The sequence below is a fragment of the Frigoribacterium sp. NBH87 genome (assembly GCF_014217665.1).
Lineage (GTDB): Bacteria > Actinomycetota > Actinomycetes > Actinomycetales > Microbacteriaceae > Frigoribacterium > Frigoribacterium endophyticum.
The window spans coordinates 2431512-2456992 of the sequence record NZ_CP043650.1; the positions used below are offsets into that span (position 1 = coordinate 2431512).

Here is a 25481-nt window from a genome sequence, read left to right on the forward strand (position 1 = left end):
GAGGGGCAGACCGCGTCGAGCCAAGCAAAACACGGGTTACCACCTCGTGCCGAGCGCCAGTGATGTAGTTACGCGGCCGTGGACCTCGATATTGAGTCTGAGCGTTGCTGCTCAAGCATTCGCGCACCATCCCTCTGCAAGTCGAGGTCAGTGATGACCCCGGCCAGCCACGAGGAGAAAAGCTCAATCGTTTCGTTCGCCCAGACGTGCCCGGGTTCGACGGCATTGAAGATGAGTTCGGCGTCGGGATTTCCGCCGGATTCCTGAATAAGGTCTACGGCCGTCGCCCACTTCCGCATGCCATCTACGTGTCGAAGCGCAAGCCAGTCCCCGGACAGTAGGTCGCTTTTCCGGAGCGAGGAACGGTACACGGCAATTCGGCCTCGCAGGTCCCGAAGCTCCGGCTGCATGGGCTCAGATAAAGGGTCAAGTGACACAAAGTGCGCCAGCGCGAGAACGACCGGCTCGGCGGCCTGCCGACGCCGCTCGAGGTAGCGGCTTTCGTCGCCTCGCTTTCGCTCAGCTCTAGCCAACCAAATTGCTATGGCGGTCGGCACCAGGATCGAGGCGACTGGAATACCGATGTCGGCGAGCACGTCCATGCGCGCGAATCTACAGGCCACCTGATTTATTTAAACGTCGACACGTCATATCACTTACAGGCAGGCACCCCTTCGTCAACTGAGCGTGCCGACGCGTGCCTCACCCCTGGGTAGAGATGCCAACCAGCGCAAGCGCTTCCTAGCGCCATGTCGTGGACATGCCCGAACTCTGCGACATATATGTTTCCCGGCTTTTCTGTGCCTACGCTTGACCATGGAGCAGAACGAGCAAGCGAGCGATGTGACCGGGCTCGCTGAGCTGCTTGGTGTCTCTGTGTGGAAAGCGAGGGAACTGGGGAAAGACCCGCTTTTCCCCTCGTTCAGGATGGGGAGACAGCATCGGTTCTGGCCCGGTGCGGTTCGTGAGTACCTCGACCGGCCAACCGACCCGTGGCAGCAGTCCGCACGCAGTCGCGGCCGCAAACGGATCGGCAGGTAGGGCAGTCCGTGCCCACACTTTGCCCACATTCGAGCGCATTTCCAATAATCTGTGGGCATTGAAACAGGCCCCAAACGTGCGTAAATGCAGCAGCCCCAATTAGGGCCCGCGTGAATTTGAGCCGCTGGGCAGGGTTCGAATCCCACGCCCTCCGCACCACGTCGCCTCGGCGACGACGAACCACGTCCTCGCACCCGAACCAGGCCGCGGCGTGGTTCGCGTGCGACGACCTGGTGCCTCACGGCCTGAGCGGCTGCTAGTCGTCGGTGGGGCGTCGGCGCTGCTGCTTGGTGGCCGAGCGCTCGCCCTTGGCGCTGAGCCGACGGCGGTCGGAGCCGCGCGTCCGACGCGTCGGTCGTCGCGGCGCGGCGTCGGGGGCGAGCGCCGCGGCGACGATCTCGGCGAGCTTCGCGAGCGCCGTCTCGCGGTTGCGCAGCTGCGACCGCTGCTCGGACGACGTGACGGTCAGGGCGCCGGCGACCAGGCGGCCGTCGAGACGCGACGTCAGGCGCTCGCGCTGCGCATCCGTCAGGCTGTCGGCGTGGGCGACGTCCCACGACAGCTGCACTCGGCTGTCGGAGGTGTTCACGTGCTGCCCGCCCGGCCCCGACGACCGCGAGAAGCGCCAGGTCAGCTCCGCCGCGGGGATCGTGAGCGCGCGCGACACGACCAGGTCCATGGCCCCACCCTCGCACGTCGGGGGCGCCCGTGGGCGCGGATCCGTCCACAGGCGCATCGCTGACCCACGCCGTTCTCCTACAGTCGGACGGATGACTGCAGGGCGACCGACAGCGTCCGTCTACGTGGACGGCTTCAACCTCTACCGCCGTGCCCTGCAGGGGCGACAGGGCGTCAAGTGGCTCGACCTGCACCGGCTCTTCTCAGAGCTCATGCCCGAGCACGACGTGGTCCGCATCCACTACTGCACAGCGCTGCTGCGCCACGGTCTCACCGCGGACGTCCGTGCGCCGGTGCGTCAACAGGTCTACCTCCGGGCCCTCCGCACGGACCCGCGCATCTCGATCCACCTGGGGAAGTTCCGCAACGACCGTCGCGACATGCCGGTGCACCCGCAGCAGGTGGATCTCGAGACCCGCAAGTTCGTCACGGCGTCCGTCCGGAAGATCGAGGAGAAGGGGTCCGACGTGAACCTGGCGTCGCGCATGGTCGCCGGCGCTCTCCTCGGGCACGCCGACATCCAGGTCGCCGTCACGAACGACAGCGATCTCGTCGGTCCGCTCCGCATGCTCAAGGAGGAGCTCGGGTTCGCGACCGGGATCATCTTCCCGATGACGAGGGCGCGCTCCTCGAAGGAACTCGTGCAGACCGACCCGGACTTCATGACGAACGTCACGGAGGAGGCTCTCCGGGCGTCGCAGTTCCCTGACACGATGCGTGACGCGAACGGCGTCGTGCGGCGCCCTGAGAAGTGGTCCTGGAAGTCCGAAGGCCCCAGTTCCCTGGGGCCTTCTAACCGGTAACCGAAGTATCCGGGGGTGTGTCTCGACCCTAGGCCACGGGGAGGAGACCCTGCAAGCCAGGCGCACGCCGCCGGTGGACGGCGGCACTGCCGCCGCAGCGCGGCGGGCCGCGGCGACGCCGGTCGCGGCGGGGGCCCCGAGCCGGTACCGTGCACCGGTGACGACACGAGGGGCGAGGGCGACGCGGTGATCCCCGAGACGATCGCGTGGGTGGTCGCGGCGGTGCTCGTCACCGTCGCCACGAGCGGAGTCGCGGGTCGGGCCGGCTGGTCGGCCCCGGTCGCGCTCGTCACGGTCGGCGCCGTCGCGTCGTTCCTGCCGTTCGTGCCCGAGGTGGTGATCGAGCCCGACGCCGTGCTCTACGGGCTGCTGCCGCCGCTGCTCTTCGCGGCCGCGATCCGCACGCCCCTCGCCGACATCCGGGCCCGGCGCGACAGCATCCTCGTGCTCTCGGTCGGGGTCGTCGTGGTCACCCTCGCCGCCGTCGGCTTCGCGCTCTGGGCCCTCGTGCCCGCGGTCGGCCTCGCCGCGGCGCTGGCGCTCGGCGCCGTGGTCGCCCCGACCGACGCGGTCGCCGTCCAGGCCGTCGCCGGCAAGGCCCGCCTGCCCCGACGCGTGCTCTCCATCCTCGAGACCGAGAGCCTCCTCAACGACGCCACCGCGCTCGTCGCCCTCAACACGGCCATCGCGGCGGTCGTCGGCGTCGTGCACCCGATCGAGGTGGGCGGCGAGTTCCTCCTGGCGGTCGGTCTCGGCGTGGGCATCGGCCTCCTGGTCGGCCTCGGATTCTCGGTCGTCCGCCGCTTCCTCCACTCGCCGGTGCTCGACACGAGCCTGTCGCTCGTCGTGCCCTTCGTCGCGTTCGTGCCGACGCAGGAGATCGGCGGCAGCGGCGTGCTCGCCGTCGTCGTGGCCGGGCTCTGGCTCGGCTGGCGGGCCCCGCTCATCCAGTCGCCCGAGGCTCGCATCGCCGAGTCGGTCAACTGGCGCACGATCCAGTTCCTGCTCGAGAACGCGGTCTTCCTGCTCATCGGGCTCAGCCTGTCGGGCATCGTGCGCGGCCTCCGCCGCTCGAGCCTCGACGGGCTGCAGATCGCCGCAGTCGTCGTCGCCCTCCTCGTCGTCCTGGTGGCGTCGCGCTTCATCGCCGTCGGCCTCGCGAAGGTGCTGTTCGACCACGGGCCGCGGGCGCTGCGCGAGCGCTCGTGGAACTGGCGCACGGTCACCGCCGTCTCGGCCGCCGGCATCCGCGGCGTCGTCACGCTCGCCGCCGTCTTCCTCCTGCCCGCCGAGACGCCCGAGCGCGAGCTGCTGCAGTTCCTCGCCTTCGCGGTCGTCGTCGGCTCGCTGCTGCTCGGCCTCTTCCTCCCGCCGATCATCCGGGCGCTCCGCCTGCCCCGCACCGCCGACCTGCAGGAGGAGTCCGACCGCGACCGCCTCCTCGACGAGGCCCGGGCCGCGGGCCTCGAGGCCCGGCGGGAGGCGAAGGAGTCGCGGGTCGACGAGCAGGGCGAGCCGGCCGTCGGGGCGGCCGGCCGCGACGAGTCCGACGACCTCACCGACCTCACGGGCGAGCGGCTCGAGCACGACCGGGTGCGACGTCGCATGATCGAGGCCGAGCGGGCCGCCGTGCTCGCGGTGCGACGGGAGCGCCGCTACCCGGAGACCGCGGTGCGCCAGGTGCTCGAGCTCATCGACGCCGAGGACGTCGCCCTGCGCCGCCGCGAGGGGCCCCGCGAGTAGGCCCTCGCGGCCGGTGTCCAGGCCCTCGGCGGCCGGTGTCTAGGCTCGGGGCATGGCCACCGTCATCCTCGTCCGTCACGGGCGCACCACCGCCAACGCGAGCGGAGTCCTCGCCGGGCGCACCCCGGGCGTCCTGCTCGACGACGTCGGGCGCCAGCAGGCCGTCCGCACCGGCGAGCGGCTCGCCGTCGTGCCGGTCGTCTCCGTCGTCTCGAGCCCGCTCGAGCGCTGCCGCGAGACCGCCGGGTACGTCCTCGACCGGCAGGAGGGCAGCCCGACGACCCCGGTCGAGGAGGGCATCTCCGAGTGCGACTACGGCGACTGGCAGGGCCGCACCCTGAAGGAGCTCAGCGCCGAGCCGCTCTGGGCGACCGTGCAGGGGCAGCCCTCGGCCGTGACCTTCCCCGGCGGCGAGTCCATGGCGGGCATGCAGGCGCGGGCGGTGGCGGCGATCCGTCGCCACGACGCCGCCGTCGAGGCGGATCACGGCCCGGGCGCCGTGTGGGTCGCGGTCAGCCACGGCGACATCGTCAAGTCGGTGCTCGCCGACGCGCTCGGAATGCACCTCGACCTCTTCCAGCGCATCGCGGTCGGCCCGGCGTCGGTCTCGATCGTCCGGTACGGCACGAGCCGCCCCGAGGTCCTCGCGACCAACACCGACTCGGGCGACCTCTCGTGGCTGCGCGCGGCGGCGCCCGCGGCGGACGCCGCCGTCGGGGGAGGCGCGGGGCACGAGTGACGACCGGCACCGTCGACGAGGTGGCCGGCCCGCCCGCCGGCACCGCGACTCCCGCCCTGCACGCAGCCTGAGCCGGGCCGGCCCGCCGCTCGTAGGATGGGCGGCATGCCCACCATCGTCCACGGATTCGACTGGCCCGACCGGATCGTCGTCGGCACGATCGGTCAGCCCGGTCAGCGCGAGTTCTACCTCCAGGTGCGCGACGGTGCCCGCCTCGTCAGCGTCGGCCTCGAGAAGCAGCAGTCCGCGGCCCTCGCGGAGAAGATCGACGAGATCCTCGACGAGCTGAGCTCGCGGGAGGGCACGTCGCTGACGATCCCCACCGTCACCCCCGTCGAGCTCGTCGACAACGAGCCGCTCGAGCAGCCCGTCGAGCCGGAGTTCCGCACCGGCGCGCTCAGCCTCGGCTGGGACCCGACCACGGCCCAGGTCGTCATCGAGGCATTCCCCGTCGTCGAGCTCGACGACGACGAGTCGGAGGCCTTCTCGGCGGCCCTCGCCGCGGCCGAGGCGGACGACGACGAGGCCGCGGTCGAGATCGAGGTGGAGGCCCCCGAGCTGCTGCGCGTGAGGATCCCCGTCGGCACCGCCCGGGCGTTCGCGGCCCGGACCCACGAGGTCGTCGGCGCCGGACGCCCCCTCTGCCCGCTCTGCGGCACGCCGATCGACCCCGAGGGCCACGTCTGCCCGGCCGCCCCCGGCCTCGGCGAGATCGGGCCCGACGACCTCGACGACCTCTTCGACGGCGACCGGCCCGACGGTCGGCCGTAGGCCGTGACCGCCGTCCCCGAGCCGGACGCGCCCGTGCCCGGTGCTCCCGTCCCGTCCGGGCCCGTCCCGTCGGGGGACCTCGAGCTGACGGGGCGCGTGCGCATCGCCTCGAACGACACCTTCGTCGGCACGATCGACGGCACGGCCGTCGTCTACAAGCCGGTCGCGGGCGAGGCCCCCCTGTGGGACTTCCCCGACGGCACCCTGGCGGGCCGCGAGGTCTCCGCCTTCCTCGTCAGCGAGGCGTTCGGCTGGGGCGTCGTGCCGACCACGTGGCTGCGCGACGGGCCGCTCGGCCCGGGCATGGTGCAGCTCTGGCAGGAGGTCGACCCCGAGCAGTCCGCGGTCGACCTCGTCTCGAGCGACGAGGTGCCCGAGGAGGGCTGGCTGCCCGTCATCGACGGCACCGACGAGCGCGACCTGCCGGTCACGCTCGTCCACGAGGACTCCGCGGCGCTCCGGCGCATGGCCGTGTTCGACGTCGTCGTCAACAACGCCGACCGCAAGGGCGGCCACGTGCTGGCCCTGCCCGGCGGGCACCGGCACGGCGTCGACCACGGCCTCACCTTCCACGTCGAGCACAAGCTCCGCACCGTGCTCTGGGGCTGGCTCGGCGACGAGCTCGCCCCCGACGAGCTCGAGGGGCTCGCGCGCGTCCGGGCCGACCTCGACGGAGCCCTGGGGGAGGCGCTGGCCGAGCACGTCACCCCGCTCGAGATCAGTGCGACGATCGCCCGGTGCGAGCACCTGCTGTCGTCCGGTCGCTTCCCCGAGCCCCGCGGCCACGGCTCCGCCGTTCCCTGGCCGCTGTTCTAGCGACCCGGTGCGGCTCAGGCCGCGCGGCCGGGGCCCGGCTGCCGCCCGTCGAGGTACGACTCGACCACGGCGGCGCCGAGGTCGTCGGCCTCCGGCGCGACGACCGTGCCGCCGACCCGGCGTGCCATCGCGTCGACGAACCGGGCGAGGCCGGGGTCGTCGCCGAGGCGGAAGATCGTCGTCTGCGCGCCGAGGCGCATCGAGGCGTCGAGCTCGCGCACGGTGACGGCGATCGTCAGCGGCGCCGGCGGGTAGTCGAACCAGGTGGCGCCGTCGGCCTCCAGGTGGGAGGTCGGCTCGCCGTCGGTCACGATGAGCAGCACGGGCTGAGCGGAGGGGTGCTTCCGGAAGTGGCGGTTCGCGAGCAGCAGCGCGTGGTGGAGGTTGGTGCCCTTCTCCCACTTCGCGTCGAGGCCCACGAGCTCCTCGATCTCCATCGTCCGCGCCTCGCGGCCGAAGCCGATCAGCTGCAGGTCGTCGCCGCGGAACCGGCTGGTGACCAGCGTGTGCAGCGCCAGCGCCGTCCGCTTCATCGGCACCCACCGGTCGTCCATCGCCATCGAGAACGAGGTGTCGACCAGGAGGGCGACGCACGCCTGCGTCCGGGCCTCGGTCTCCTGCACCTCGACGTCGCCGATCTCGATGCGCACGCCGTCACGGGTGGACCCGCCGCCGCCCGCCACGCGCGTCACGGCGTTGGTGACCGTCCGGGTGACGTCCCAGGGCTCGGTGTCGCCGAACGCCCACTCCCGCGTCGCGCCCGACCGCTCGCCGGCCGCGCCCGCCCGGCGGACGTCACGCGCGCCTCGTCGGCCGGAGACCGTCTCGGCGATGTCGCGCAGCAGCGCCTTGCCCAGCTGGCGCATCGCCTTGGGCGTGAGGCGCAGGCGGCCGTCGGCGGCACGGGACATCGTGCCCGAGTCGCGCAGGGCCTGCTCGAGGCGCTGGAGGGCCCGCGCGTCGACCACCGCCTCCTGCCCCAGCTGCCGGGTGAGGGCGTCGAGGTCGAGGTCGTCGAGCTGGGAGCCGGGGCCCGACTGCGCCAGCTGCTCGGCGAGGGCGTCGAGGTCGGCGAGATCCTGGAAGACGCCGGTGCCGTCGCCCAGGCCCATGCCCTCGCCGCCGCCGAACTGCTCCGAGCCGCCCCAGTCCTCTCCGGGGCGCAGCCCGCGGAGCACGTCGTCGAGCTGCGACAGCTGACCCATCAGCTCGGGGGAGCCGAAGGCCTGCTGGGCGAGCGCGTCGAGCTCGTCGCGCTGCTCGGGGGTCAGCGAGTTGCGCAGCCGCTGCGCCGCGGCCGCCCGCGCCGCGAGGGCGTCGATCAGCTCGTCGACGGTCTCGGGCCCCTCGGGGAACGCGTCGCCGTGCGCGGCCATGAAGTCGTCGAACTGCTGCGCGACGTCGTCGCCCCGCCGGTGGGCCTCGAGGAGGTCGGTGAGGTCGGCGAGCATCTGCGTCGTCGCGGCACGGTCGGCGTCGGTGGCGCCCTCGAGCGCCTGCTTCATGCCGGCGAAGCGCTGGTCGAGCAGCTCACGGCCGAGCAGGTCGCGGATGGCGTCGTAGTCGGCCTGGGCCTGCCTGCTCTGCCAGCGGTAGCCCGCCAGCTCTGCGACGGCGGCGGCGGGCGACGGGGGCAGGCTGTCGAGCTGCAGCTCGGCCAGCGCGCGGTCGCCGTCGTCGAGCTCGACGTCGCGCGCGAGCTGGCGGCGCTCGTCGAGCACCGCCCGCTCGAGCAGCGCCGCGACCTCGCGCAGCGTGCCGTCGAGGTCGGTGCCCCGCGTCAGCTCCCGGCGTCGCTCGGCGACGCGGCGGGCGAGGTCGTCGAGACCGCGACCGTCGCTGCCGCCGCGGCGCAGGAACTCGCGCAGCGCCGCCTCGGGCGACCGCCCCGCCATGACGTCCTCGCCGACCGCGTCGAGGGCCTCGCGCAGGTCGACCGGCGGGGCCAGGGGGTCGGGCCCGCCGTCGAACCTCCGGTAGCTCGAGCCGCGCCCGAGCCTCCTGTTCGCCCTAGCCATAGACGGCCTGCCCGTCGCCCGCCTCTTTGCTGACCCGGCGGGCCAGCCAGAGGCCCTCGAGCGCAAGCTCGATGGCCCCCGCACGCTGCCCGTCGCTGGTGGCGCCGAGACGCTCCGCGACCCGGTCGTAGAGGTCGGACTCGCCGAGCGAGGGCAGCCCGGCGAGGAAGTCGCGCGCCGTCACCTGCTCGCCGGTCGTGACCATGCGGCCCGCCTCGAGCGCGTCGACCAGCAGGTCGAGGTCGACGCCCCGCAGGTGCGCGCGCACGGCCTCGGCCGTGGCGGTCCGCAGCAGGTGGTCGAGGATCTCGTCTTCTCGCCCCTCCTCGCCCGACTCGAACTCGATCTTGCCGCCGAGCACGTCGACGGCCGTCTCGAGGTCGATCGGCCGGGCCACGGCCTCGGGCTCGCCCTGGCGCGTCGCGCGGTGCAGCGCGGCCGCGGCGATCGTCTCGGCCCCGGCGATCGCGAAGCGAGCGCTGACGCCGCTGCGCTGGTCGACGGAGGGCGAGTCGCGGAGGGCGCGCGTGAAGCGGGCGAGCACCTCGACGAGCACGTCGGGCACCTCCGCCACGAGGTCGGCCTCCTGCCGGATCACCGCGATCTCGTCGTCGAGCTCGATCGGGTAGTGGGTGCGGATCTCGGCCCCGAACCGGTCTTTCAGGGGCGTGATGATGCGGCCGCGGTTCGTGTAGTCCTCCGGGTTCGCGCTCGCGACCACGAGCACGTCGAGCGGGAGCCGCAGCACGTAGCCGCGGATCTGGATGTCGCGCTCCTCCATCACGTTGAGCATCGCGACCTGGATGCGCTCGGCCAGGTCGGGGAGCTCGTTGACGGCGACGATGCCGCGGTGACCGCGGGGGATGAGCCCGAAGTGGATCGTCTCGGGGTCGCCGAGGCTACGGCCCTCGGCCACCTTCATCGGGTCGACGTCGCCGATGAGGTCGGCGACGCTCGTGTCGGGCGTCGCGAGCTTCTCGACGTAGCGCTCGTCGCGCCCGCGCCAGGCGACCGGCAGGTCGTCGCCGAGCTCGGCCGCCCGGCGGACGCTCTCGGTCGTGATCGGCTCGAACGGGTGCTCGCCGAGCTCGGAGCCCTGGATCACCGGCGACCACTCGTCGAGCAGGCCCGCCAGGGTGCGCAGCAGGCGCGTCTTGCCCTGGCCCCGCTCGCCGAGCAGCACCACGTCGTGCCCGGCGAGCAGCGCCCGCTCGAGCTGGGGCAGCACGGTGGTCTCGAGCCCGTGCAGCCCGGGCCAGGGGTCTCGGCCCTCGCGCAGGGCGGAGAGCAGGTTGTCGCGGATCTCGGTGCGGAGCGGTCGCAGCCGGTGCCCGGAGGCTCGCAGCTCGCCGACGGTCGTCGTCGTGGGTCGTGTCACGCGAGCGACGGTACGCCTGACCACCGACGTCCACCAGGGCCCGGGGCGGGCGCCGTGCCGGCTCGTAGCCCGCACCCAGGGAGCGGGAGGCCCGCTGCCAGCCCGGGGTCGGGAGATGCGCAGCCACCGCGCCCGCGACTCCCACGGCTCCGACGGCGAGCCCCCAGGAGGCGCGGGCCGGGTCGGCCGGAGGGGGGACGACGGGCGTGCCCCCACCCCCGAAGACGGGCGGCGCCGGCACCGCACGGGGGCTTGAGGCGCACGGGGGCCCGTGCTGCACTGACGGCACCAGGTCGGCGTCACCCGCGTCCGCCGCCTGGTCGACGGGTGCTCCGCCCCGCCGCCCTCCCCACCGAACGGAACCCACCCCGTGACCTCCCTCGCCCGCCGGGGCGTGGTGCTCGGGGCCGTCGTCGCGCTCGCGACCGGCCTCGTCGCCGTGCCCACCGCCTCCCCCGCCGACCCCGCGTCCGCGGCGACCGCCGCGTCGTCCGCGACCGTCACCACCGCCACCATCCGCACGGCCTCGGCCGGCACCGTCTACCGCGGCGGCCTCTACGTCGACCCGACCGGCGCCGCCGCGACGGCGGCCGCGCAGCTGCAGGCTGCTGGCCGCACCACGGAGGCCGCCGCGGCCCGGACGATCGCCGACCAGTCGATCGCCACCTGGCTCGGCAGCTGGTACGACGACGCCATGCTCGTCAAGGTCGTGCAGCGCACGCTCGCCGCCGCCGAGGCGAAGGGGCGCACGCCCGTCTTCGTCACGTACGAGATCCCCGGTCGCGACTGCGGCGGCTGGTCGGGCGGCGGGGCGGTCGACGACGCCGGCTACCTGCGCTGGAACCAGCTCGTCGCCGACACCCTCCGTGGCCACCGCGCCGTCGTGCTCGTCGAGCCCGACTCGCTCGGCCACCTCGGCTCCTGCCCCGAGACGACCACGACCCGGACCGCGACCCTCGCCGCCGCCGTCGCGGCCCTGGCCGACGCGGGCGTGCCCGCCTACCTCGACGGCGGCAACTCGAACTGGGTCCCGCCCACCGAGATGGCCGCCCGGCTGAAGGCGGCGGGCGTCGACCGCGCCCGGGGCTTCTTCACCAACGTCGCGAACTACTACGGCGTCGACCCGGAGCGGGCCTACGCCGACAAGGTGTCGGCGGCGCTCGGCGGCACCCACTACGTCATCGACGTGTCGCGCAACGGGCGGGGCTGGAAGGGCACCTGGTGCAACGCCCCCGGGGCGGGCCTCGGCCAGACCCCGCGCGTGACGGGCGGCACCACCGGACTCGACGCCCTGCTCTGGGTCAAGACGCCGGGAGCGAGCGACGGCCCCTGCAACGGCGGCCCGCCGGCGGGGCAGTGGTACCCGGCGTACGCGGTCGCCCTGATCGCGAACAGGAAGTAGGAGGCGCGGGGCGCGCGGGCTCAGTCGGTCGCGGTGCCGGGGCCCTTCCCCTTGTCCTTCCCGTTGCCGGGGCCGGTGACGACCGTGGCGTCGACTCCGGGAACGGCGGCGCCGGCGCCGGTGGGCTTGCCGTTGCCGTTGCCGTTGCCGTTGCCGTTGCCGGTGCCGGTGCCCTGGCCGGGCACGGTGCCCGACGGCGGCGTCGCCTGCCCGGGCCCGCCCTCGTCCTCGTCGGGCTCGTTCTCGTCCTCGTCCGGCTCCTCCTCCGACGGGGCGGGCGCCGTCGTCTCCGGCGCGGGGGCCGGGGCGACGGTGGGCTCCGTGCTCGGCGACTCCTCGGCGGGAGCCTCCTCGGTCGGGGCGACGCTCGGCTCCGGGCTGGTCTCGGTCGTCTCGACCGGGGCGGTCGGGTCACCGGCGGGGTCGCTCCCACGCCCTGCCCCGAGGGCGAGGGCCACGGCGGCCAGCACGGCGAGCAGCACGACGGCGACGACCACGCCGACCAGCACGCGACGGCGGCCCGGTCGCTCGTCGTCGCCGCTGCTGCGCGCGGCCCCCGAGGAGGCGCGGGTCGACCCGAGCGGTGAGGTCGCGGCCCCGGCGGCCCCGGCCCCCGCGGCGACCCCGGCCGATCCGGCAGGCGCGAAGCGTCGCGTGGGGGCGTCGTCCGACGGCAGCGCCCGAGTCGGGGCGTCGCCGGCCCCGGCCGCGGGGTCGAGACGGGCCGTCGGGGAGTCCCCGACGGGGAAGCGGGCGGTGGGGGCGTCGCCGGCGGGCATCGCGCCGGTCGGCTGGTCGGCGCGGGCGCCGGCGCCGGCTCCTGCGCCGGCTCCTGCTCCGGTGGCCGCGGCTGCGGCGCCGGCACCCGCGGCGAGACCGGCCCCCGCGGCGAGGCCGGCCCCGGCGGCGAGGCCCGCCACGGCAGCGGCGCCGGCCCCGCGCCCGTCGCCGGTCGCCCCGGGGGCCGCCACCGCGCCTCCGGCACCCGCTCCCGTGGCCACGACGGGCGCGGCCGCACCGCGCGCCTCCCGCAGCACGTCGAGGGCGGTCGGGCGGGCCGCGGGGTCGCGGGCCGTCATCGCGGTGAGCAGGGCCTGCCAGTCGGCGCCGACCGACGCCGGCACGACCGGGTCGCGGCTGAGGCGCGCGCTCAGCGACTCCATCAGCGTGCCCGGGAACTCACGGCGGCCCGTGACGACCTCGAGCAGCACGAGGCCGAGGGACCAGATGTCGGAGGCCGTGCCGACCTCGCCGCCGAGGGCCTGCTCCGGGCTGAGGTAGGCGGCGGTGCCGAGCACGGAGCCCGGCGCCGTGAGGCGGGTGGCCCCGCTGAGCTGGGCGATGCCGAAGTCGGCGAGCAGCGCGCGGAACTCCTGGCCCGGGACGGGCGACGGCGCCAGCAGCACGTTGCCCGGCTTGAGGTCGCGGTGCACGATGCCGGCGGAGTGGACGACGTGGAGGGCCTCGGCGAGGTCGGCGGCCATGCGCTGCACCTCGTCGCCCGCGACGGGGCCGTCGTGCAGGCGCCGGTCGAGCGTGGGGCCGTCGACGAGCTGCATGACGAGGTAGGGGCGCTCGTCGCCGTCGACGACCGCGACGTCGGCGTCGTAGAGGGTCACGAGGGCGTGGTGCTCGAGCGAGGCGAGCAGGTCGATCTCGGAGTGCGCCCGCCGCAGGTCGTCGGCGTCGCCGCTGTTCGGCGCGAGCAGCTTCAGCGCCACCGGGCGCCGGAGAGCCGTGTCGACGGCGCGGTACACGGTGGCCATGCCCCCGCGCCCGAGGACGCCGTCGAGTCGGTAGCGGTCGCCCAGGAGGGCTCCGCTCAGGTCACGGCTGCGGTCGTCGCCCATGTCGTCCCTCCGGCAGGTCGACTCCCCACTCTAGGCGGGGCCCCGGCTCCCGCGTGCGTCCGGGCGGACCGGCGCAGGGCCGTCGGCCGCCTCTCGTCGACGGGGTCGGCCTCCGCGGTGCGGCACCCCCAGTGAGGGGCTGCGCCGGTCCGTTCCTGTGGCGGGCACCTAGGGCGCTCTGTCTACAATGCCTTCTGCCCGCCCATCGCACGGGCGCCGCCGGCCTCCTCGTGAGCGCCCTGGCCGCGTGCCCGCGACGACCGAGAGGACCCTGCGTGAGCGATCCCCGCGACCGACGAGACCGACGTGACCGACGTGACCGCTCCCCGAGACGCGACCGCGCGACCGGGGGCCACGGCGCGGGTCGGAGCCGCACCACGACCGGGCAGGCCACCGAGACGGCGCACCTCTCGCGGCGAGCCGCGAGGTCGGGCTCGACCGGCATCGCGCGCCACGGCCGCCTGCGCTCGGGCGGGCCGGTCGGCGGCGTCGCGAAGATCCTCGCGGGGGCGCTCGCCGTCGTGCTGGTCAGCGGGGCCTCCGTCGGCGCCATCGCGGCGTACCAGGTGAAGAGCGACCTCGGCGAGGGCGTCGCCCTGCCCGCGGCCAAGGGAGAGACCAAGGCCCCCGAGGTGCCCTCGATCGCGGCCTACGAGGGCGGCTTCAACATCCTCGTCGTCGGCACCGACAACGACGCCTCACAGGACTCCTCGGCGTTCGGGGAGCGCGACGCCACGTTGAACGACGTGAACATCCTGCTCCACGTCTCCGCCGACCACTCCAACGCGACGGCCGTGAGCATCCCGCGCGACATGGTCGTGCCCATCCCGGCCTGCGCCCGCGAGGACGGCAGCGGCTACTACTCGGCGATGGCGGCCCGGCCGATCAACGAGGCCTGGTCGTACGGCGGCCTGAGCTGCGTCGTCTCGACGGTCTCGTCGCTCACCGGCCTCGACATCCCCTTCGCGGGGATGATCTCGTTCAACGGCGTCATCGAGATGTCGAACGCCGTCGGGGGCGTGCCCGTCTGCGCCGCGACCCCGATCACCGACCGCTACACGGGGCTCAACATCCCCGCCGGCGAGACCGTGCTGTCCGGAGCGGACGCCCTGGCCTTCCTCCGCACCCGGCACGGCGTCGGCGACGGCTCCGACCTCGGCCGCATCAGCAGCCAGCAGGTGTACCTGTCGTCGTTGCTGCGCACCGTGAAGAGCGCCGACACCCTGGGCGACCCCACCAAGCTCTACTCGCTGGCCCGCGCCGCAGCGAGCAACATGACCCTCTCGGAGGGGCTCACCGACGTGACGACCATGGTCCAGATCGGCAGCGCCCTGAAGGACCTCCCGCTCGACGCCGTGAACTTCGTGCAGTACCCGGGCACGACCGACGGCAGGGGCGTCTACGCCGGCAAGGTGCAGCCGACCACCTCGGTGGCCACGCAGCTGTTCGACGCCATCCGGGCCGACGTCCCGTTCGCCATCCCCGAGGGCAGCACGGGGATCGGGTCGGAGACGACCGGGACGGCCGCTCCGGTGGACCCGGGTGCCGCGGCTCCGGCGCCCGCCGACACCGCGACTCCCTCAGCTCCCGCCGAGACGACGGCCCCCGCGGAGACGACGGCTCCCGCGGCGCCGGCGGTGCCGGCCGAGGTGATCAGCGGGCTCACGGGCCAGACGGCGGCCGACCAGACGTGCTCGGTGGGCTTCGGCAACTAGCGCAGGCCGTGGCCTGCCCGGGAAGTCGTCCCGGCGAGTAACCAGCTCGCCGGGACGACCCGGGTCTCACGCGGCGGCCCGAACCGGCACGCATGAGGGGCCCTGCGGCGCCGGGATCAGGGGTTCGGCGCCGCAGGGGGACGGAGTCGACGTCGCTGTCGGCGGGGGTGTGCCCACCGCGGGCGTCGGGTACGCTCGCGGAGTCGGGGTGGCACGCTGACGCGCTCGGGCAGCGGGGGAGTGTCCGGCAAGGGGTGGACGAGCTCGTGCTGTCGAGCTGCCGCACCTCCGCCGTCGTCGGCGTCAGGGGTACTCTATGTGTCCGCATAATGGCGGACAAGCCGGTCGTGGCCCCCAGGAGGGGGGCTTGCGGGTGAATCGCGGGTGAGAGACCACGGCCCCGGCCGGCCGTCGAGCGGCGGGGCACGCGGTGCGGGAGGCGCGGTTCGGCAGATCGCGCTCGGCCCGCTATGATCGTCGGTGCGCGCTGTCGTCCACGACGCAGCGCTCGAGGAGCCGTCGCATAGTTCGGCCTAGTGCACCACCCTGCTAAGGTGGAGTTCCCTTTGTGGGAACCGTGGGTTCAAATCCCACCGGCTCCGCTGGAAAGCCCCGATCGACCACCTCTCGCCAGGTGCCGACCGGGGCTTTCCTTCGTTCACGGTGGTCGTGTCCAGGGTGTCCGTGTCGAGGGTGGCCGTGCTCAGGGCGTCGGCGTGGTGCTCGTCCGGCGGCGGCGGCCGACGAGCACGACCAGCGTCGCCAGCACCGCCAGGGCGACGACCAGCACCACCAGGTAGAGCGCGACTCCGCCCGCCCCGCCGACTGCCGACGGGTCGTAGAACGGGTACGGGTAGAACCCGATGACCGCTCCGCGGACGAGCGAGTACACGCTGTAGACGACCGGATAGACGAGGCAGACCGCGGCCGCCCACCAGGGCAGGCGCCGCTCGGGAGGCCACACGACCCAGTCGACCAGCACCGCCACCGGCATCAGCATGTGCACCACGACGTTGACCCACGGCACGAGGGCCCCGACGTCGAGGCCGGCCAGCAGCACGTTGAAGACGATCCCGACGAAGACCATGGCGACGACGGTGCCGGCCCGCACGACCGACCAGGCGCGGGAGTCGGGGGTGCCGCGGGCGACCCTGATCGCCCCGACCGTGAACACCACGGTCGCGAGCAGGTTGCTGAGGTTCGTGAAGTACGAGAAGAAGTTCGCGATCGAGGAGTCGTTCACGAGCGTGACCCGGAACTGCGCGGCCACCGCCGTGAGGGTGAGCGCCGCGAAGACGAGACGGTAGACGATCGTGACGGGGCCGGGGCGCATGGGCCGACCCTAGCGCTCGACGTGCGTCCTCCCCAGGCGGACGCTTCGCGAGGTCGTCCCCGGCGCGACGGGCCCCCGACGCCCCGGTCGTGCACGGGTGCGATGCTGAGCGCATGACACGAGGACGACTGCGGGTGCTGCTCGGCGCGGCACCGGGGGTGGGCAAGACCTACACGATGCTCGAGGAGGGGCGTCGGCTGCGCGACGAGGGCAAGGACGTCGTCGTCGCGGTCGTCGAGACGCACGGCCGCGCCGCGACGGCCTCGGTACTCGGCGACCTCGAGGTCGTCCCGCGCCGCGTCGTCGAGCACCGCGGCGTCGAGCTCGACGAGATGGACCTCGAGGGCGTGCTCGCCCGTCGGCCCCAGCTCGCGCTCGTCGACGAGCTCGCCCACACGAACGCCCCGGGCGGCACGCACGACAAGCGCTGGCGTGACGTGCAGGTGCTGCTCGACGCCGGCATCTCCGTGATCTCTACCGTCAACGTGCAGCACATCGAGTCGCTCAACGACGTCGTCGAGCAGATCACCGGCACGGTGCAGCGGGAGACCGTGCCCGACGCCGTCCTCCGGTCGGCCGACCAGCTCGAGGTGGTCGACCTCGCGCCCCAGGCGCTGCGCGACCGCCTGGCGGCGGGCGACGTCTACCCCGCCTCGCGCGTCGACGCCGCCCTCTCGAACTACTTCCGGCTCGGCAACCTCACCGCCCTCCGAGAGCTGGCGCTGCTCTGGCTCGCCGACGAGGTCGACAGCGCCCTGAAGGCCTACCGGGTCGAGCACGGCATCGACAGCCCGTGGGAGGCGCGAGAGAGGGTCGTCGTCGCGCTCACCGGCGGTGCCGAGGGCGAGACGCTCGTACGGCGGGCGGCCCGCATCGCCGCGCGGTCGGCCGGGGGAGAGCTCATCGCCGTGCACGTCAGCAGCCAGGACGGCCTGCGGCAGGGCGTGCCGGGAGCGCTCGCGGCGCAGCGCGCCCTCGTCGAGAAGCTCGGCGGCACCTACCACCAGGTCGTCGGCGACGACGTGCCCCGGGCCCTCGTCGAGTTCGCCCGCGGCACGAACGCGTCGCAGCTGGTCATCGGCGTCAGCCGGCGGGGGCGCCTCGCGACGGCGCTCACGGGCCAGGGCATCGGCGCCACCGTCATCCGCGAGTCCGGCCAGATCGACGTGCACATCGTCAACCACGGCTCGGCGGGGCGGGGCTGGGCGCTGCCGCGCATCGGCGGTGCCCTGTCGCGCGGGCGCGTCCTCGCCGGCTTCGCCCTCACGCTGCTCGGCGGCCCGCTGCTGGCGTGGCTGCTGGTCGGGCACCGCAGCGAGGACGGCATCGCGGGCGACGTGCTGCTCTTCCAGCTGCTCGTCATCGTGGTGGCCGTCGTCGGGGGCCTCTGGCCCGCGCTCGTCGCGGCCCTGCTCTCGGGCGTGGCGCTCGACCTCCTCTTCATCGCGCCCGTCTACGAACTGACGATCGCCGAGCCCCTGCACTTCCTCGCGCTGGTGCTCTACGTCGTCAACGCCGCGCTGGTCAGCTGGGTCGTCGACCAGGCGGCCCGGCGCAGCCGGGCGGCGGCGCGGGCCCTGGCCGAGACCGAGCTGCTCGCCACCGTCTCGGGCAGCGTGCTGCGCGGGCAGGACGCCGTGCAGGCGCTCGTCGAGCGCACGCGGGAGGCGTTGGGGCTGACGCGGGTGCGGGTGCTGCAGGGCGACGTCGAGCTCGCGTCCTCCGTCGCCCCGGGCGGCGGCGTCGTCGGGGCGGATCCGCGCCCCGACCAGCACTCTGGCCCGCCCCTCGACTCGGACTCGATCGCGACGCTGCCCGCGGGCTCGGGGGCGGCCCTCGAGCTGACCGGCGGCGGGCTCCAGGCCGCCGACCGCCGCCTCCTCGTGGTGGTCGCGGCGCAGGTCGAGGCGGCGCTCGAGCACTCCGCCCTGAGCCGCGAGGCCGGCCAGGTGGCGCCGCTCGCCGAGGTCGACCGCATGCGGAGCGCCCTGCTCGCCGCCGTGGGGCACGACCTCCGACGCCCGCTGGCCGCGGCGACGGCGTCGATCAGCGGGCTGCGCCAGGCCGACGTCGACTGGAGCGACGCCGACCGCGACGAGCTGCTCTCGACCGCGTACGAGAGCCTCGAGTCGCTCGCCGCCCTCGTGACCAACCTGCTCGACGTGAGCCGCGTGCAGGCCGGCGCCCTCGCCGTCTCGACCGACGACGTCGACGTCGACGAGGTCGTGCTCGGGGCGCTCGACGAGCTCGGGCTCGGCCCCGCCGACGTCGAGCTCGCCCTGCGCGCGTCCGTGCCGCCCGTGCGGGCCGACCGCGTGCTGCTGCAGCGGGTCCTGGTCAACCTGCTCGACAACGCCCTGCGGTTCTCGCCGGAGGGGCAGCGGGTGCGCATCTCGACGAGCGGCTTCGCCGACCGGGTGGAGGTGCGGGTCGTCGACCGGGGGCCGGGCATCCCTCCCGAGCGGCGCGGCGAGATCATGACGGCGTTCCAGCGGCTCGGCGACACCGACAACGCGACCGGCCTCGGCCTCGGGCTCGCGCTCAGCAAGGGCTTCACCGAGGCGATGTCGGGCACGCTCACCCTCGACGACACCCCGGGCGGCGGTCTGACGATGGTGGTCTCGCTGCCGGACGGCGACGGCCCCGGCGATCCTGACGGGATCCCTACGCCGGTGGCCCTCGCCGCGGCTCGGGCGTCGGGTACGGTCGGCGAGGAGGAGCCGTGAAGATACTGATCGCCGACGACGACCCGCAGATCCTGCGGGCGCTCAAGGTGACCCTGGGGGCCCGGGGGTACGAGATCCACACCGCGGCCGACGGCCGCGAGGCGCTCGACGCGGTCGTCGCGCACCGCCCCGACCTGGTGATGCTCGACCTCGGCATGCCCCGGCTCGACGGGGTCGAGGTGATCGCGGGCATCCGCGGCTGGTCGACCGTGCCGATCCTCGTGGTCTCGGGTCGCACCGACGCGGCCGACAAGGTCGAGGCGCTCGACGCGGGCGCCGACGACTACGTGACGAAGCCGTTCGCGATGGAGGAGCTGCTGGCGCGGCTCCGGGCGCTCACGCGGCGGCTCGCTCCCGGCGACGACGACGCCCCCGTCGTGGCCTTCGGCGACGTACGGGTCGACCTCTCGTCGACCACCGTCACCCGGGGCGGCGAGACGGTGCGGCTCACCCCGACCGAGTGGCGCGTGCTCGAGCTGCTGCTGCAGAGCCCGGGCAAGCTCGTCACCCGCGAGACCCTGCTGACGCAGGTGTGGGGGCCGTTCCACGCGAAGGACACCGGGTACCTCCGCCTCTACTTCGCGCAGCTGCGCAAGAAGCTCGAGCCCGTGCCGGCGACTCCGCGCTACCTCGTGACCGAGCTCGGCATGGGCTACCGCTTCCTGCCCGACGAGACCCCCGCGGGGGAGGCTCGCCCCGAGTCCTAACGCGATCCTCACGCCCGCTCGGCTCCCGGCGCACCACCGGGGCTTAGCGTTGTGTGCGCGCGCCGTCCCGAGGCCGCGCGAGCGAGAGGTCCGACCGTGTCCACAGTCTCCGAGAAGTCCGGCAGGGACGCCGATGCGCTGGAACCGCAGCCGACCCCGGTGGCCGGCGCGCGCCTCCGGAACTGGCTGCTCGACGGCCTGACCGAGAACTCCGGCGCCCACCAGGGCCCGCACGCCGAGAAGGTGGAGAAGACCCACTCGTGGTGGCGCGTCATGTGCCTCACCGGCGTCGACTACTTCTCGACCCTCGGCTACCAGCCGGCCATCGCCGCCGTCGCGGCGGGCCTCCTGTCGCCGCTCGCCACGATCGTGCTCGTGGTGCTGACGCTGCTCGGCGCGCTGCCCGTCTACCGTCGCGTCGCCCGCGAGAGCCCGCGCGGCGAGGGCTCGATCGCGATGCTCGAACGCCTGCTGCCCTGGTGGGGCGGCAAGCTGTTCGTGCTCGTGCTGCTCGGCTTCGCGGCCACCGACTTCATGATCACCATCACGCTGTCGGCGGCCGACGCCACGGCGCACGCGGTCGAGAACCCCTTCACGCCCGAGTGGTTCCACGGAGCCGAGGTGCCGATCACGCTCTTCCTGGTCGCCCTCCTCGCGGCGGTCTTCCTCCGTGGGTTCAAGGAGGCGATCGGCATCGCCGTCGTGCTGGTCGGCGTCTTCCTGGTGCTGAACCTCGTCGTGATCGCCGTGTCGATCTTCCACGTGGCCGAGAACACGGTCGTGATCGGCAACTGGTGGCAGGCGCTCACGGTTCAGCACGGCAACCCGGTCGTGATGGTCGGCATCGCACTGATCGTCTTCCCGAAGCTCGCGCTCGGGCTCTCCGGTTTCGAGACCGGCGTCGCGGTCATGCCGCAGATCACCGGCGACCCCGACGACACGGACGAGCGGCCCACCGGGCGCATCCGCGGCGCCCGGCGACTGCTGACCACGGCCGCCTTGATCATGAGCTCGTTCCTCATCCTGTCGAGCTTCGTCACGACGCTGCTGATCCCGCAGGAGGAGTTCCAGTCGGGAGGGTCGGCGAACGGCCGGGCCCTGGCGTACCTGGCGCACGAGTACCTCGGCAACGGCTTCGGCACGCTCTACGACGTCAGCACCATCTGCATCCTCTGGTTCGCCGGCGCCTCCGCCATGGCCGGGCTGCTGAACCTGGTGCCGCGCTACCTGCCCCGGTACGGCATGGCTCCGCAGTGGGCCCGGGCCGTCCGGCCGCTCGTCCTGGTCTTCACGGTGATCGCGTTCGTCATCACCATCGTGTTCGACGCGGACGTCGACGCCCAGGGCGGGGCCTACGCGACGGGCGTGCTCGTGTTGATCACCAGCGCCTCCGTCGCGGTCACGCTCTCGGCCCGACGGGCCCGGCAGCGCAAGCGCACGATCGGCTTCGGGGCCATCGCGCTCGTCTTCGTCTACACGACGATCGTCAACGTGGTCGAGCGGCCCGACGGCGTGCGGATCGCCGCGATCTTCATCGTGGGGATCATGGCCGTCTCGCTCATCTCGCGGGTGCGGCGGTCGTTCCAGCTGCGGGCGACGTCGATCACCTTCGACGACACGGCCCTGGGGTACGTGCGGGAGGACGCCGACGAGTACGGCTCGATCCGGCTCATCGCGCACGAGCCCGGTCGCGAGGTCGCCGAGATCTACAAGAAGAAGCTGACCGCGGAGCGGCGCTACAGCGGGATCCCGCAGCGGGCGCCCGTGATCTTCGTCGAGGTGCACCCGGGCGACTCGTCGAACTTCGAGGAGGACCTCGTCGTCACGGGCCACGTCGTGCACGGCTACCGGGTGCTGCGGGTGACGAGCGGCGCGGTGCCGAACACGCTCGCCTCGGTGCTGCTGGCGATCCGGGACGAGACCGGGGTCGCGCCCGACATCTACTTCGAGTGGACCGAGGGCGGGCCGCTGTCGAACATGGGCCGGTTCCTGGTCACGGGCGCCGGCGAGGTCGCCCCGGTGACGCGCGAGGTGCTCCGCCGCGCCGAGCCGAACCGCTCCCGCCGCCCCGACGTGCACGTCAGCTAGCCCGCCGCCGCCGTCCCCTGTCCCGTCCCCTGCGTCGTCCCCGAAGAACCCGCGATCGGACAAAACACCCCTGCGCGCACGGGTTCTTCGTCCGGAACGAGGTTCATCGAGGCCCGACGCCGTCGAACCTGGCACGGGCAGCACGAGCAGCGGCCCGGATCCGCCGGGGATCGAGGGAGACGCCGCCCGCCCTCAGCAGCTCCGCCAGCTGCTCAGGCCGGACCACGTCGACGTAGTCGCAGTGGATGACCGTCCTCACGTCGGGCAGGGCGAGGAGGGCGCGGTCACGTGCCTTCTGCTCGCGGAGCGCCTGGGCGGTCGAGCGGCCGGCGAGCATGCGACCGTCGACGAGCTTCTCCATGCCGTCGAACTCGAGCACGGCCCCGTCGGGGAGCTGGACATCGGCGCGAGCGACGACGCGCCCGTGCAGGCGGAAGACCTTCTGGAGGACGGGCTGCGCGACTCCCAGCTCATGGAGGGCGATCCGCAGCAGCGACTCGCCCCCGTTCTCGGCCCACGGTGACGCGAAGGCGATGATGCGCCTCGCCGCGCGCCCGCCCCTGTGCCCAGGCGGTCCGACCCGGGACACGAGCTCTGCTCGGACCTGCGTCAGCCTCTCGTCGACGTCGGGGCCATCGCGGTGCTCGCCCCCCAGCACGACGCGGCGGAGGACGGCGTCCACGCAGAGCACCCCCTCGGCGAACGACGCGGTCCTGGCCATGTCGGCTGCCGTCCTCAGCAGCGAGGTGGCCCGGACGCCCGCCACCTCGACGACGTCGTCGTCGGTGAGGAGGCCCGGCCGGACCAGGCACGTCGGCGTGCGCTTGACCGTCGTCCGGTGCTCGTCGATCGTGCGGACGATGTCATCGAGTCGGCGCCCCACCGTCGGGAGCCCATGGAGGGCGACGGCCGACTCGTGCGACACCGCGATGCCCGGGGACGCCCCGGCCACGCTGGCACGGACCGTCACGACGTGCCTGCCCCGCGCCTCCAACGCTGTCCAGTCGGCGAGGTCGACGTAGACGCCTCGGCGCACGCGGTGCAGCAGGCCACGCTCGGCCCCGCGACGCAGAGCCCGAGCTTCGCGGGACGAGTCGCCGTGGGTCGCGACGCGCAGCAGGGGCAGCTGGGTGGGATCGGGACTGGCCATGCCCGAGTGTGCGCGAGTCGCGGCCGGGAGCGCCGCTGACGGGAGTGGCCCTGTGGACGGGGGAGGCGCCTCCCGGGCTGGGGAGGGTCACGGAAGAAGCCGGGATCGGACATCGCACCCGTGCGCACCGGGGTGCGATGTCCGATCGCGGGTTTGACGAGGACCGGAGGGGGGCGAGGAGGCGCGGGGCGGGTTTGAGGGGGCGGGGCGAGGGGTACGGAGGCGAGCGGACCGCTCAGCTTGGCCCGCGCCTCCCGCGCTCCTGTACATCTGAGTGATGACCGCATCTCGTTCCAAGCCCTACCCCCTCGGCGTCACGCCCCTCGACGGCGGCGGCGCCCACGTCGCCGTGTACTCCGAGACCGCCGACCACATCTGGTTCTGCCTGTTCGACGACGACGCGGCCGACGGCACCCCCGGCGCCGAGCACCGCACCGAGCTCGTCGAGCGCACCGGCCACGTGTTCCACACGGTCGTGCCGGAGGCGCGGGTCGGCAGCCGCTACGGCTTCCGTGTCGCAGGCCCCTGGGACCCCGCCGCGGGCCTCCGCCACAACGAGCACAAGCTGCTGCTCGACCCGTGGGCCACCGCCCTCGACGGCACCTTCGACTGGGGCCAGGCCGTCTTCGGCCACGACATGGACGACCCCGAGACGATGGACACCACCGACTCCGCCCCCGCCATGCCGCGCAGCGTCATCGCCGACCGCAGCTTCGACTGGGGCGACGACGAGCGCCCGCTCACGCCCCTCGAGGAGACGGTCGTCTACGAGGTGCACGTGAAGGGCTTCACGCGCCAGCACCCCGAGGTGCCGGAGGAGATCCGCGGCACGTACGCGGGCCTCGCGCACCCCGCCGCGATCAAGTACTTCACCGACCTCGGCGTCACCGCCGTCGAGCTGCTGCCGACGCACCAGTTCGTGCAGGACAGCCACCTCGAGGAGAAGGGCCTCCGCAACTACTGGGGCTACAACTCCATCGGCTTCTTCGCCCCGCACGACGAGTACGCCTCGAAGGCCGCCGGCACCCGCGGCGGCCAGGTCGCCGAGTTCAAGGCCATGGTCAAGGCCTTCCACGAGGCCGGCCTCGAGGTGTGGATGGACGTCGTCTACAACCACACCGCCGAGGGCAACCACATGGGCCCGACCCTGTCGTTCAAGGGCATCGACAACGCGGCCTTCTACCGCCTCGTCGAGGGCGAGGAGTCGGCCTACTTCGACACCACCGGCACCGGCAACAGCCTCAACGTCAGCCACCCCGCCGCGCTCGCCCTGATCATGGACAGCCTCCGCTACTGGGTGACCGAGATGCACGTCGACGGCTTCCGCTTCGACCTCGCCACCACGCTGACCCGCCAGGGCGGCGAGGCGAGCGAGCACAGCGCCTTCCTCACCCTCATCCACCAGGACCCGGTGCTGAAGAGCGTCAAGATGATCGCCGAGCCCTGGGACACCGCGGGCTACCAGGTCGGCGGCTTCCCGGCCGACTGGTCGGAGTGGAACGGCAAGTTCCGCGACGACGTCCGCGAGTTCTGGAACGGCGAGCCCGGCGTGCTGTCGACCTTCTCCGACCGTGTGCTCGGCAGCCCCGACGTCTACGAGGACTCGCGGCGCTCGCCGCTCTCCAGCGTCAACTTCGTCACGGCCCACGACGGGTTCACCCTCGCCGACCTGACGATGTACCAGGAGAAGCACAACGAGGCCAACGGCGAGGACAACCAGGACGGCGAGAGCGACAACAAGTCGTTCAACGGCGGCATCGAGGGCCCGACCGACGACGGCGCCGTCAATGCGTACCGCGACCGTCAGCGCCGCAACTTCCTGGGCACGCTGCTCGTCAGCGCGGGCGTGCCGATGATCCTCGGCGGCGACGAGATCGCGCGCAGCCAGGGCGGCAACAACAACGCCTACTGCCAGGACAGCGAGATCTCGTGGTTCGACTGGGAGCAGGCTGACCTCGAGCTGCTCGAGTTCACGCGCGAGCTGATCACGCTCCGTCGCGAGAACGCCGCGCTGCGCCCCGACTGGTTCCGCTACGCCCCCGAGGTCGAGAGCGACGACCACGTGCAGGTGCGCCGGGCCGACGACCACTCGTTCTCGAGCGGCGACTGGCAGCAGGGCGAGAACAAGGCGATCACGTTCGTGCTGACGCACAAGGACGCCGACGCCTTCGCCTTCCTCACCAACGGCTCGACGAGCGTCGTCGAGTTCCAGGTGCCCGAGGCGCCCCACGGCGAGTGGGAGCTGGCCAGCTCGAGCGACCCCGACCAGGTGGTCGAGGGCCCGGTGACCACGCTGCTCGTGCGCGACGCGAGCTTCACGCTGCTGCGGAGCCGCGCCTCCTAGGGGGCCTGCCGGAGGCGCGGGCCGGCCACCCGGGGGAGACCCCGGTGGCCGTGCCCCCGCCTCCGCTCCCGCCCCCCGCGTCGTCGGCGGGGGCACGACGAAGGGCGGGTGCCCGTCACCGTGGTCGATCGAGATCGACCCGGCGACGGGCACCCGCCCTCCGTCGTGCGGTGCGGCGG

Annotated in this window: 18 protein-coding genes and 1 tRNA gene; 12 read left to right on the top strand and 7 right to left on the bottom strand. The window is 73.5% G+C overall.

The features are described 5' to 3' along the window. Window positions 1–68 precede the first annotated feature (68 nt). Together F1C15_RS11325 and arfB are read right to left on the bottom strand one after the other, a co-directional pair. A complete protein-coding gene (locus F1C15_RS11325) occupies window positions 69–602 on the bottom strand; it encodes a hypothetical protein (RefSeq protein WP_185231231.1) in 534 nt (177 codons plus the stop codon). Window positions 603–1297: 695 nt separating this feature from the next. Beyond that, on the bottom strand, window positions 1298–1720 hold the full coding sequence (gene arfB, locus F1C15_RS11330; RefSeq protein WP_185231234.1) for an alternative ribosome rescue aminoacyl-tRNA hydrolase ArfB: 423 nt from the start codon (window positions 1718–1720) through the stop codon (window positions 1298–1300). Window positions 1721–1811: 91 nt separating this feature from the next. Here arfB and F1C15_RS11335 point away from each other — a divergent pair, with 91 nt between their 5' ends. The 5 genes from F1C15_RS11335 (at window position 1812) to F1C15_RS11355 (ending at window position 6591) form a co-directional block, all read left to right on the top strand. Further along, a complete protein-coding gene (locus F1C15_RS11335) occupies window positions 1812–2522 on the top strand; it encodes an NYN domain-containing protein (RefSeq protein WP_185231236.1) in 711 nt (236 codons plus the stop codon). Window positions 2523–2708: 186 nt separating this feature from the next. Beyond that, window positions 2709–4265, top strand: coding sequence for a sodium:proton antiporter (locus tag F1C15_RS11340; RefSeq protein WP_185231238.1), 1557 nt, complete (start codon window positions 2709–2711; stop codon window positions 4263–4265). Window positions 4266–4317: 52 nt separating this feature from the next. Next, window positions 4318–5004, top strand: coding sequence for an MSMEG_4193 family putative phosphomutase (locus F1C15_RS11345; RefSeq protein WP_185231240.1), 687 nt, complete (start codon window positions 4318–4320; stop codon window positions 5002–5004). Between the two features lie 105 nt (window positions 5005–5109). Next, window positions 5110–5775 carry a DUF3090 domain-containing protein gene (locus F1C15_RS11350; RefSeq protein ID WP_185231242.1) on the top strand — a complete coding sequence of 222 codons (666 nt, stop codon included), beginning with the start codon at window positions 5110–5112 and terminating at the stop codon, window positions 5773–5775. Between the two features lie 33 nt (window positions 5776–5808). After that, entirely contained in the window at window positions 5809–6591 is a 783-nt protein-coding gene (locus F1C15_RS11355; protein WP_185234299.1) for an SCO1664 family protein, read from the top strand. Between the two features lie 14 nt (window positions 6592–6605). Here the strand turns inward: F1C15_RS11355 and F1C15_RS11360 are convergent, their stop codons facing one another. Continuing rightward, complete coding sequence (locus F1C15_RS11360) at window positions 6606–8609, bottom strand: VWA domain-containing protein (RefSeq protein WP_056052082.1); 2004 nt, start codon at window positions 8607–8609, stop codon at window positions 6606–6608. Continuing rightward, a complete protein-coding gene (locus tag F1C15_RS11365; RefSeq protein ID WP_185231244.1) occupies window positions 8602–9987 on the bottom strand; it encodes an AAA family ATPase in 1386 nt (461 codons plus the stop codon). Before F1C15_RS11365 ends, F1C15_RS11360 begins: the two co-directional genes overlap by 8 nt. Window positions 9988–10357: 370 nt before the next feature. On the opposite strand from F1C15_RS11365, the gene F1C15_RS11370 reads away from it, so the two are divergent. Next, window positions 10358–11389: a glycoside hydrolase family 6 protein gene (locus F1C15_RS11370; protein ID WP_185231246.1), complete on the top strand. Its 1032-nt coding sequence runs from the start codon at window positions 10358–10360 to the stop codon at window positions 11387–11389. Between the two features lie 20 nt (window positions 11390–11409). On the opposite strand, the gene F1C15_RS11375 is transcribed toward F1C15_RS11370, so the two are convergent. After that, window positions 11410–13239: a serine/threonine-protein kinase gene (locus F1C15_RS11375; RefSeq protein WP_185231248.1), complete on the bottom strand. Its 1830-nt coding sequence runs from the start codon at window positions 13237–13239 to the stop codon at window positions 11410–11412. 275 nt (window positions 13240–13514) lie between these two features. On the opposite strand from F1C15_RS11375, the gene F1C15_RS11380 reads away from it, so the two are divergent. Beyond that, the gene (locus F1C15_RS11380; RefSeq protein WP_235491119.1) at window positions 13515–14954 is read left to right on the top strand and encodes an LCP family protein; all 1440 of its coding nucleotides are present in this window, start codon (window positions 13515–13517) and stop codon (window positions 14952–14954) included. Between the two features lie 512 nt (window positions 14955–15466). Continuing rightward, a tRNA-Ser gene (locus F1C15_RS11385) sits at window positions 15467–15556 on the top strand. A 101-nt stretch (window positions 15557–15657) separates the two neighbouring features. Here the strand turns inward: F1C15_RS11385 and F1C15_RS11390 are convergent. Further along, window positions 15658–16287, bottom strand: coding sequence for a Pr6Pr family membrane protein (locus tag F1C15_RS11390; RefSeq protein ID WP_185231250.1), 630 nt, complete (start codon window positions 16285–16287; stop codon window positions 15658–15660). 113 nt (window positions 16288–16400) lie between these two features. Here F1C15_RS11390 and F1C15_RS11395 point away from each other — a divergent pair, with 113 nt between their 5' ends. From F1C15_RS11395 to F1C15_RS11405, 3 genes are all read left to right on the top strand, one after another. Beyond that, the gene (locus F1C15_RS11395) at window positions 16401–19013 is read left to right on the top strand and encodes an ATP-binding protein (RefSeq protein WP_185231252.1); all 2613 of its coding nucleotides are present in this window, start codon (window positions 16401–16403) and stop codon (window positions 19011–19013) included. After that, window positions 19010–19720 carry a response regulator gene (locus tag F1C15_RS11400; protein WP_056052098.1) on the top strand — a complete coding sequence of 237 codons (711 nt, stop codon included), beginning with the start codon at window positions 19010–19012 and terminating at the stop codon, window positions 19718–19720. The genes F1C15_RS11395 and F1C15_RS11400 overlap by 4 nt, the downstream gene beginning before the upstream one ends. 138 nt (window positions 19721–19858) lie before the next feature. Then, complete coding sequence (locus F1C15_RS11405; protein WP_056055491.1) at window positions 19859–21808, top strand: APC family permease; 1950 nt, start codon at window positions 19859–19861, stop codon at window positions 21806–21808. 103 nt (window positions 21809–21911) lie between these two features. Here the strand turns inward: F1C15_RS11405 and F1C15_RS11410 are convergent, their stop codons facing one another. Then, window positions 21912–22958, bottom strand: a complete 1047-nt coding sequence (locus F1C15_RS11410) for a hypothetical protein (RefSeq protein ID WP_056052101.1) — start codon at window positions 22956–22958, stop codon at window positions 21912–21914. Between the two features lie 277 nt (window positions 22959–23235). Here F1C15_RS11410 and glgX point away from each other — a divergent pair, with 277 nt between their 5' ends. Next, a complete protein-coding gene (gene glgX, locus F1C15_RS11415; RefSeq protein WP_185231254.1) occupies window positions 23236–25302 on the top strand; it encodes a glycogen debranching protein GlgX in 2067 nt (688 codons plus the stop codon). Window positions 25303–25481 lie beyond the last annotated feature (179 nt).

Coding starts and splice junctions, on each gene's coding strand:
- F1C15_RS11325 (WP_185231231.1), bottom strand. CDS start 602: ATGGACGTGCTCGCCGACATCGGTATTCCAGTCGCCTCGATCCTGGTG.
- arfB (WP_185231234.1), bottom strand. CDS start 1,720: ATGGACCTGGTCGTGTCGCGCGCGCTCACGATCCCCGCGGCGGAGCTG.
- F1C15_RS11335 (WP_185231236.1), top strand. CDS start 1,812: ATGACTGCAGGGCGACCGACAGCGTCCGTCTACGTGGACGGCTTCAAC.
- F1C15_RS11345 (WP_185231240.1), top strand. CDS start 4,318: ATGGCCACCGTCATCCTCGTCCGTCACGGGCGCACCACCGCCAACGCG.
- F1C15_RS11350 (WP_185231242.1), top strand. CDS start 5,110: ATGCCCACCATCGTCCACGGATTCGACTGGCCCGACCGGATCGTCGTC.
- F1C15_RS11360 (WP_056052082.1), bottom strand. CDS start 8,609: ATGGCTAGGGCGAACAGGAGGCTCGGGCGCGGCTCGAGCTACCGGAGG.
- F1C15_RS11375 (WP_185231248.1), bottom strand. CDS start 13,239: ATGGGCGACGACCGCAGCCGTGACCTGAGCGGAGCCCTCCTGGGCGAC.
- F1C15_RS11390 (WP_185231250.1), bottom strand. CDS start 16,287: ATGCGCCCCGGCCCCGTCACGATCGTCTACCGTCTCGTCTTCGCGGCG.
- F1C15_RS11395 (WP_185231252.1), top strand. CDS start 16,401: ATGACACGAGGACGACTGCGGGTGCTGCTCGGCGCGGCACCGGGGGTG.
- F1C15_RS11410 (WP_056052101.1), bottom strand. CDS start 22,958: ATGGCCAGTCCCGATCCCACCCAGCTGCCCCTGCTGCGCGTCGCGACC.
- glgX (WP_185231254.1), top strand. CDS start 23,236: ATGACCGCATCTCGTTCCAAGCCCTACCCCCTCGGCGTCACGCCCCTC.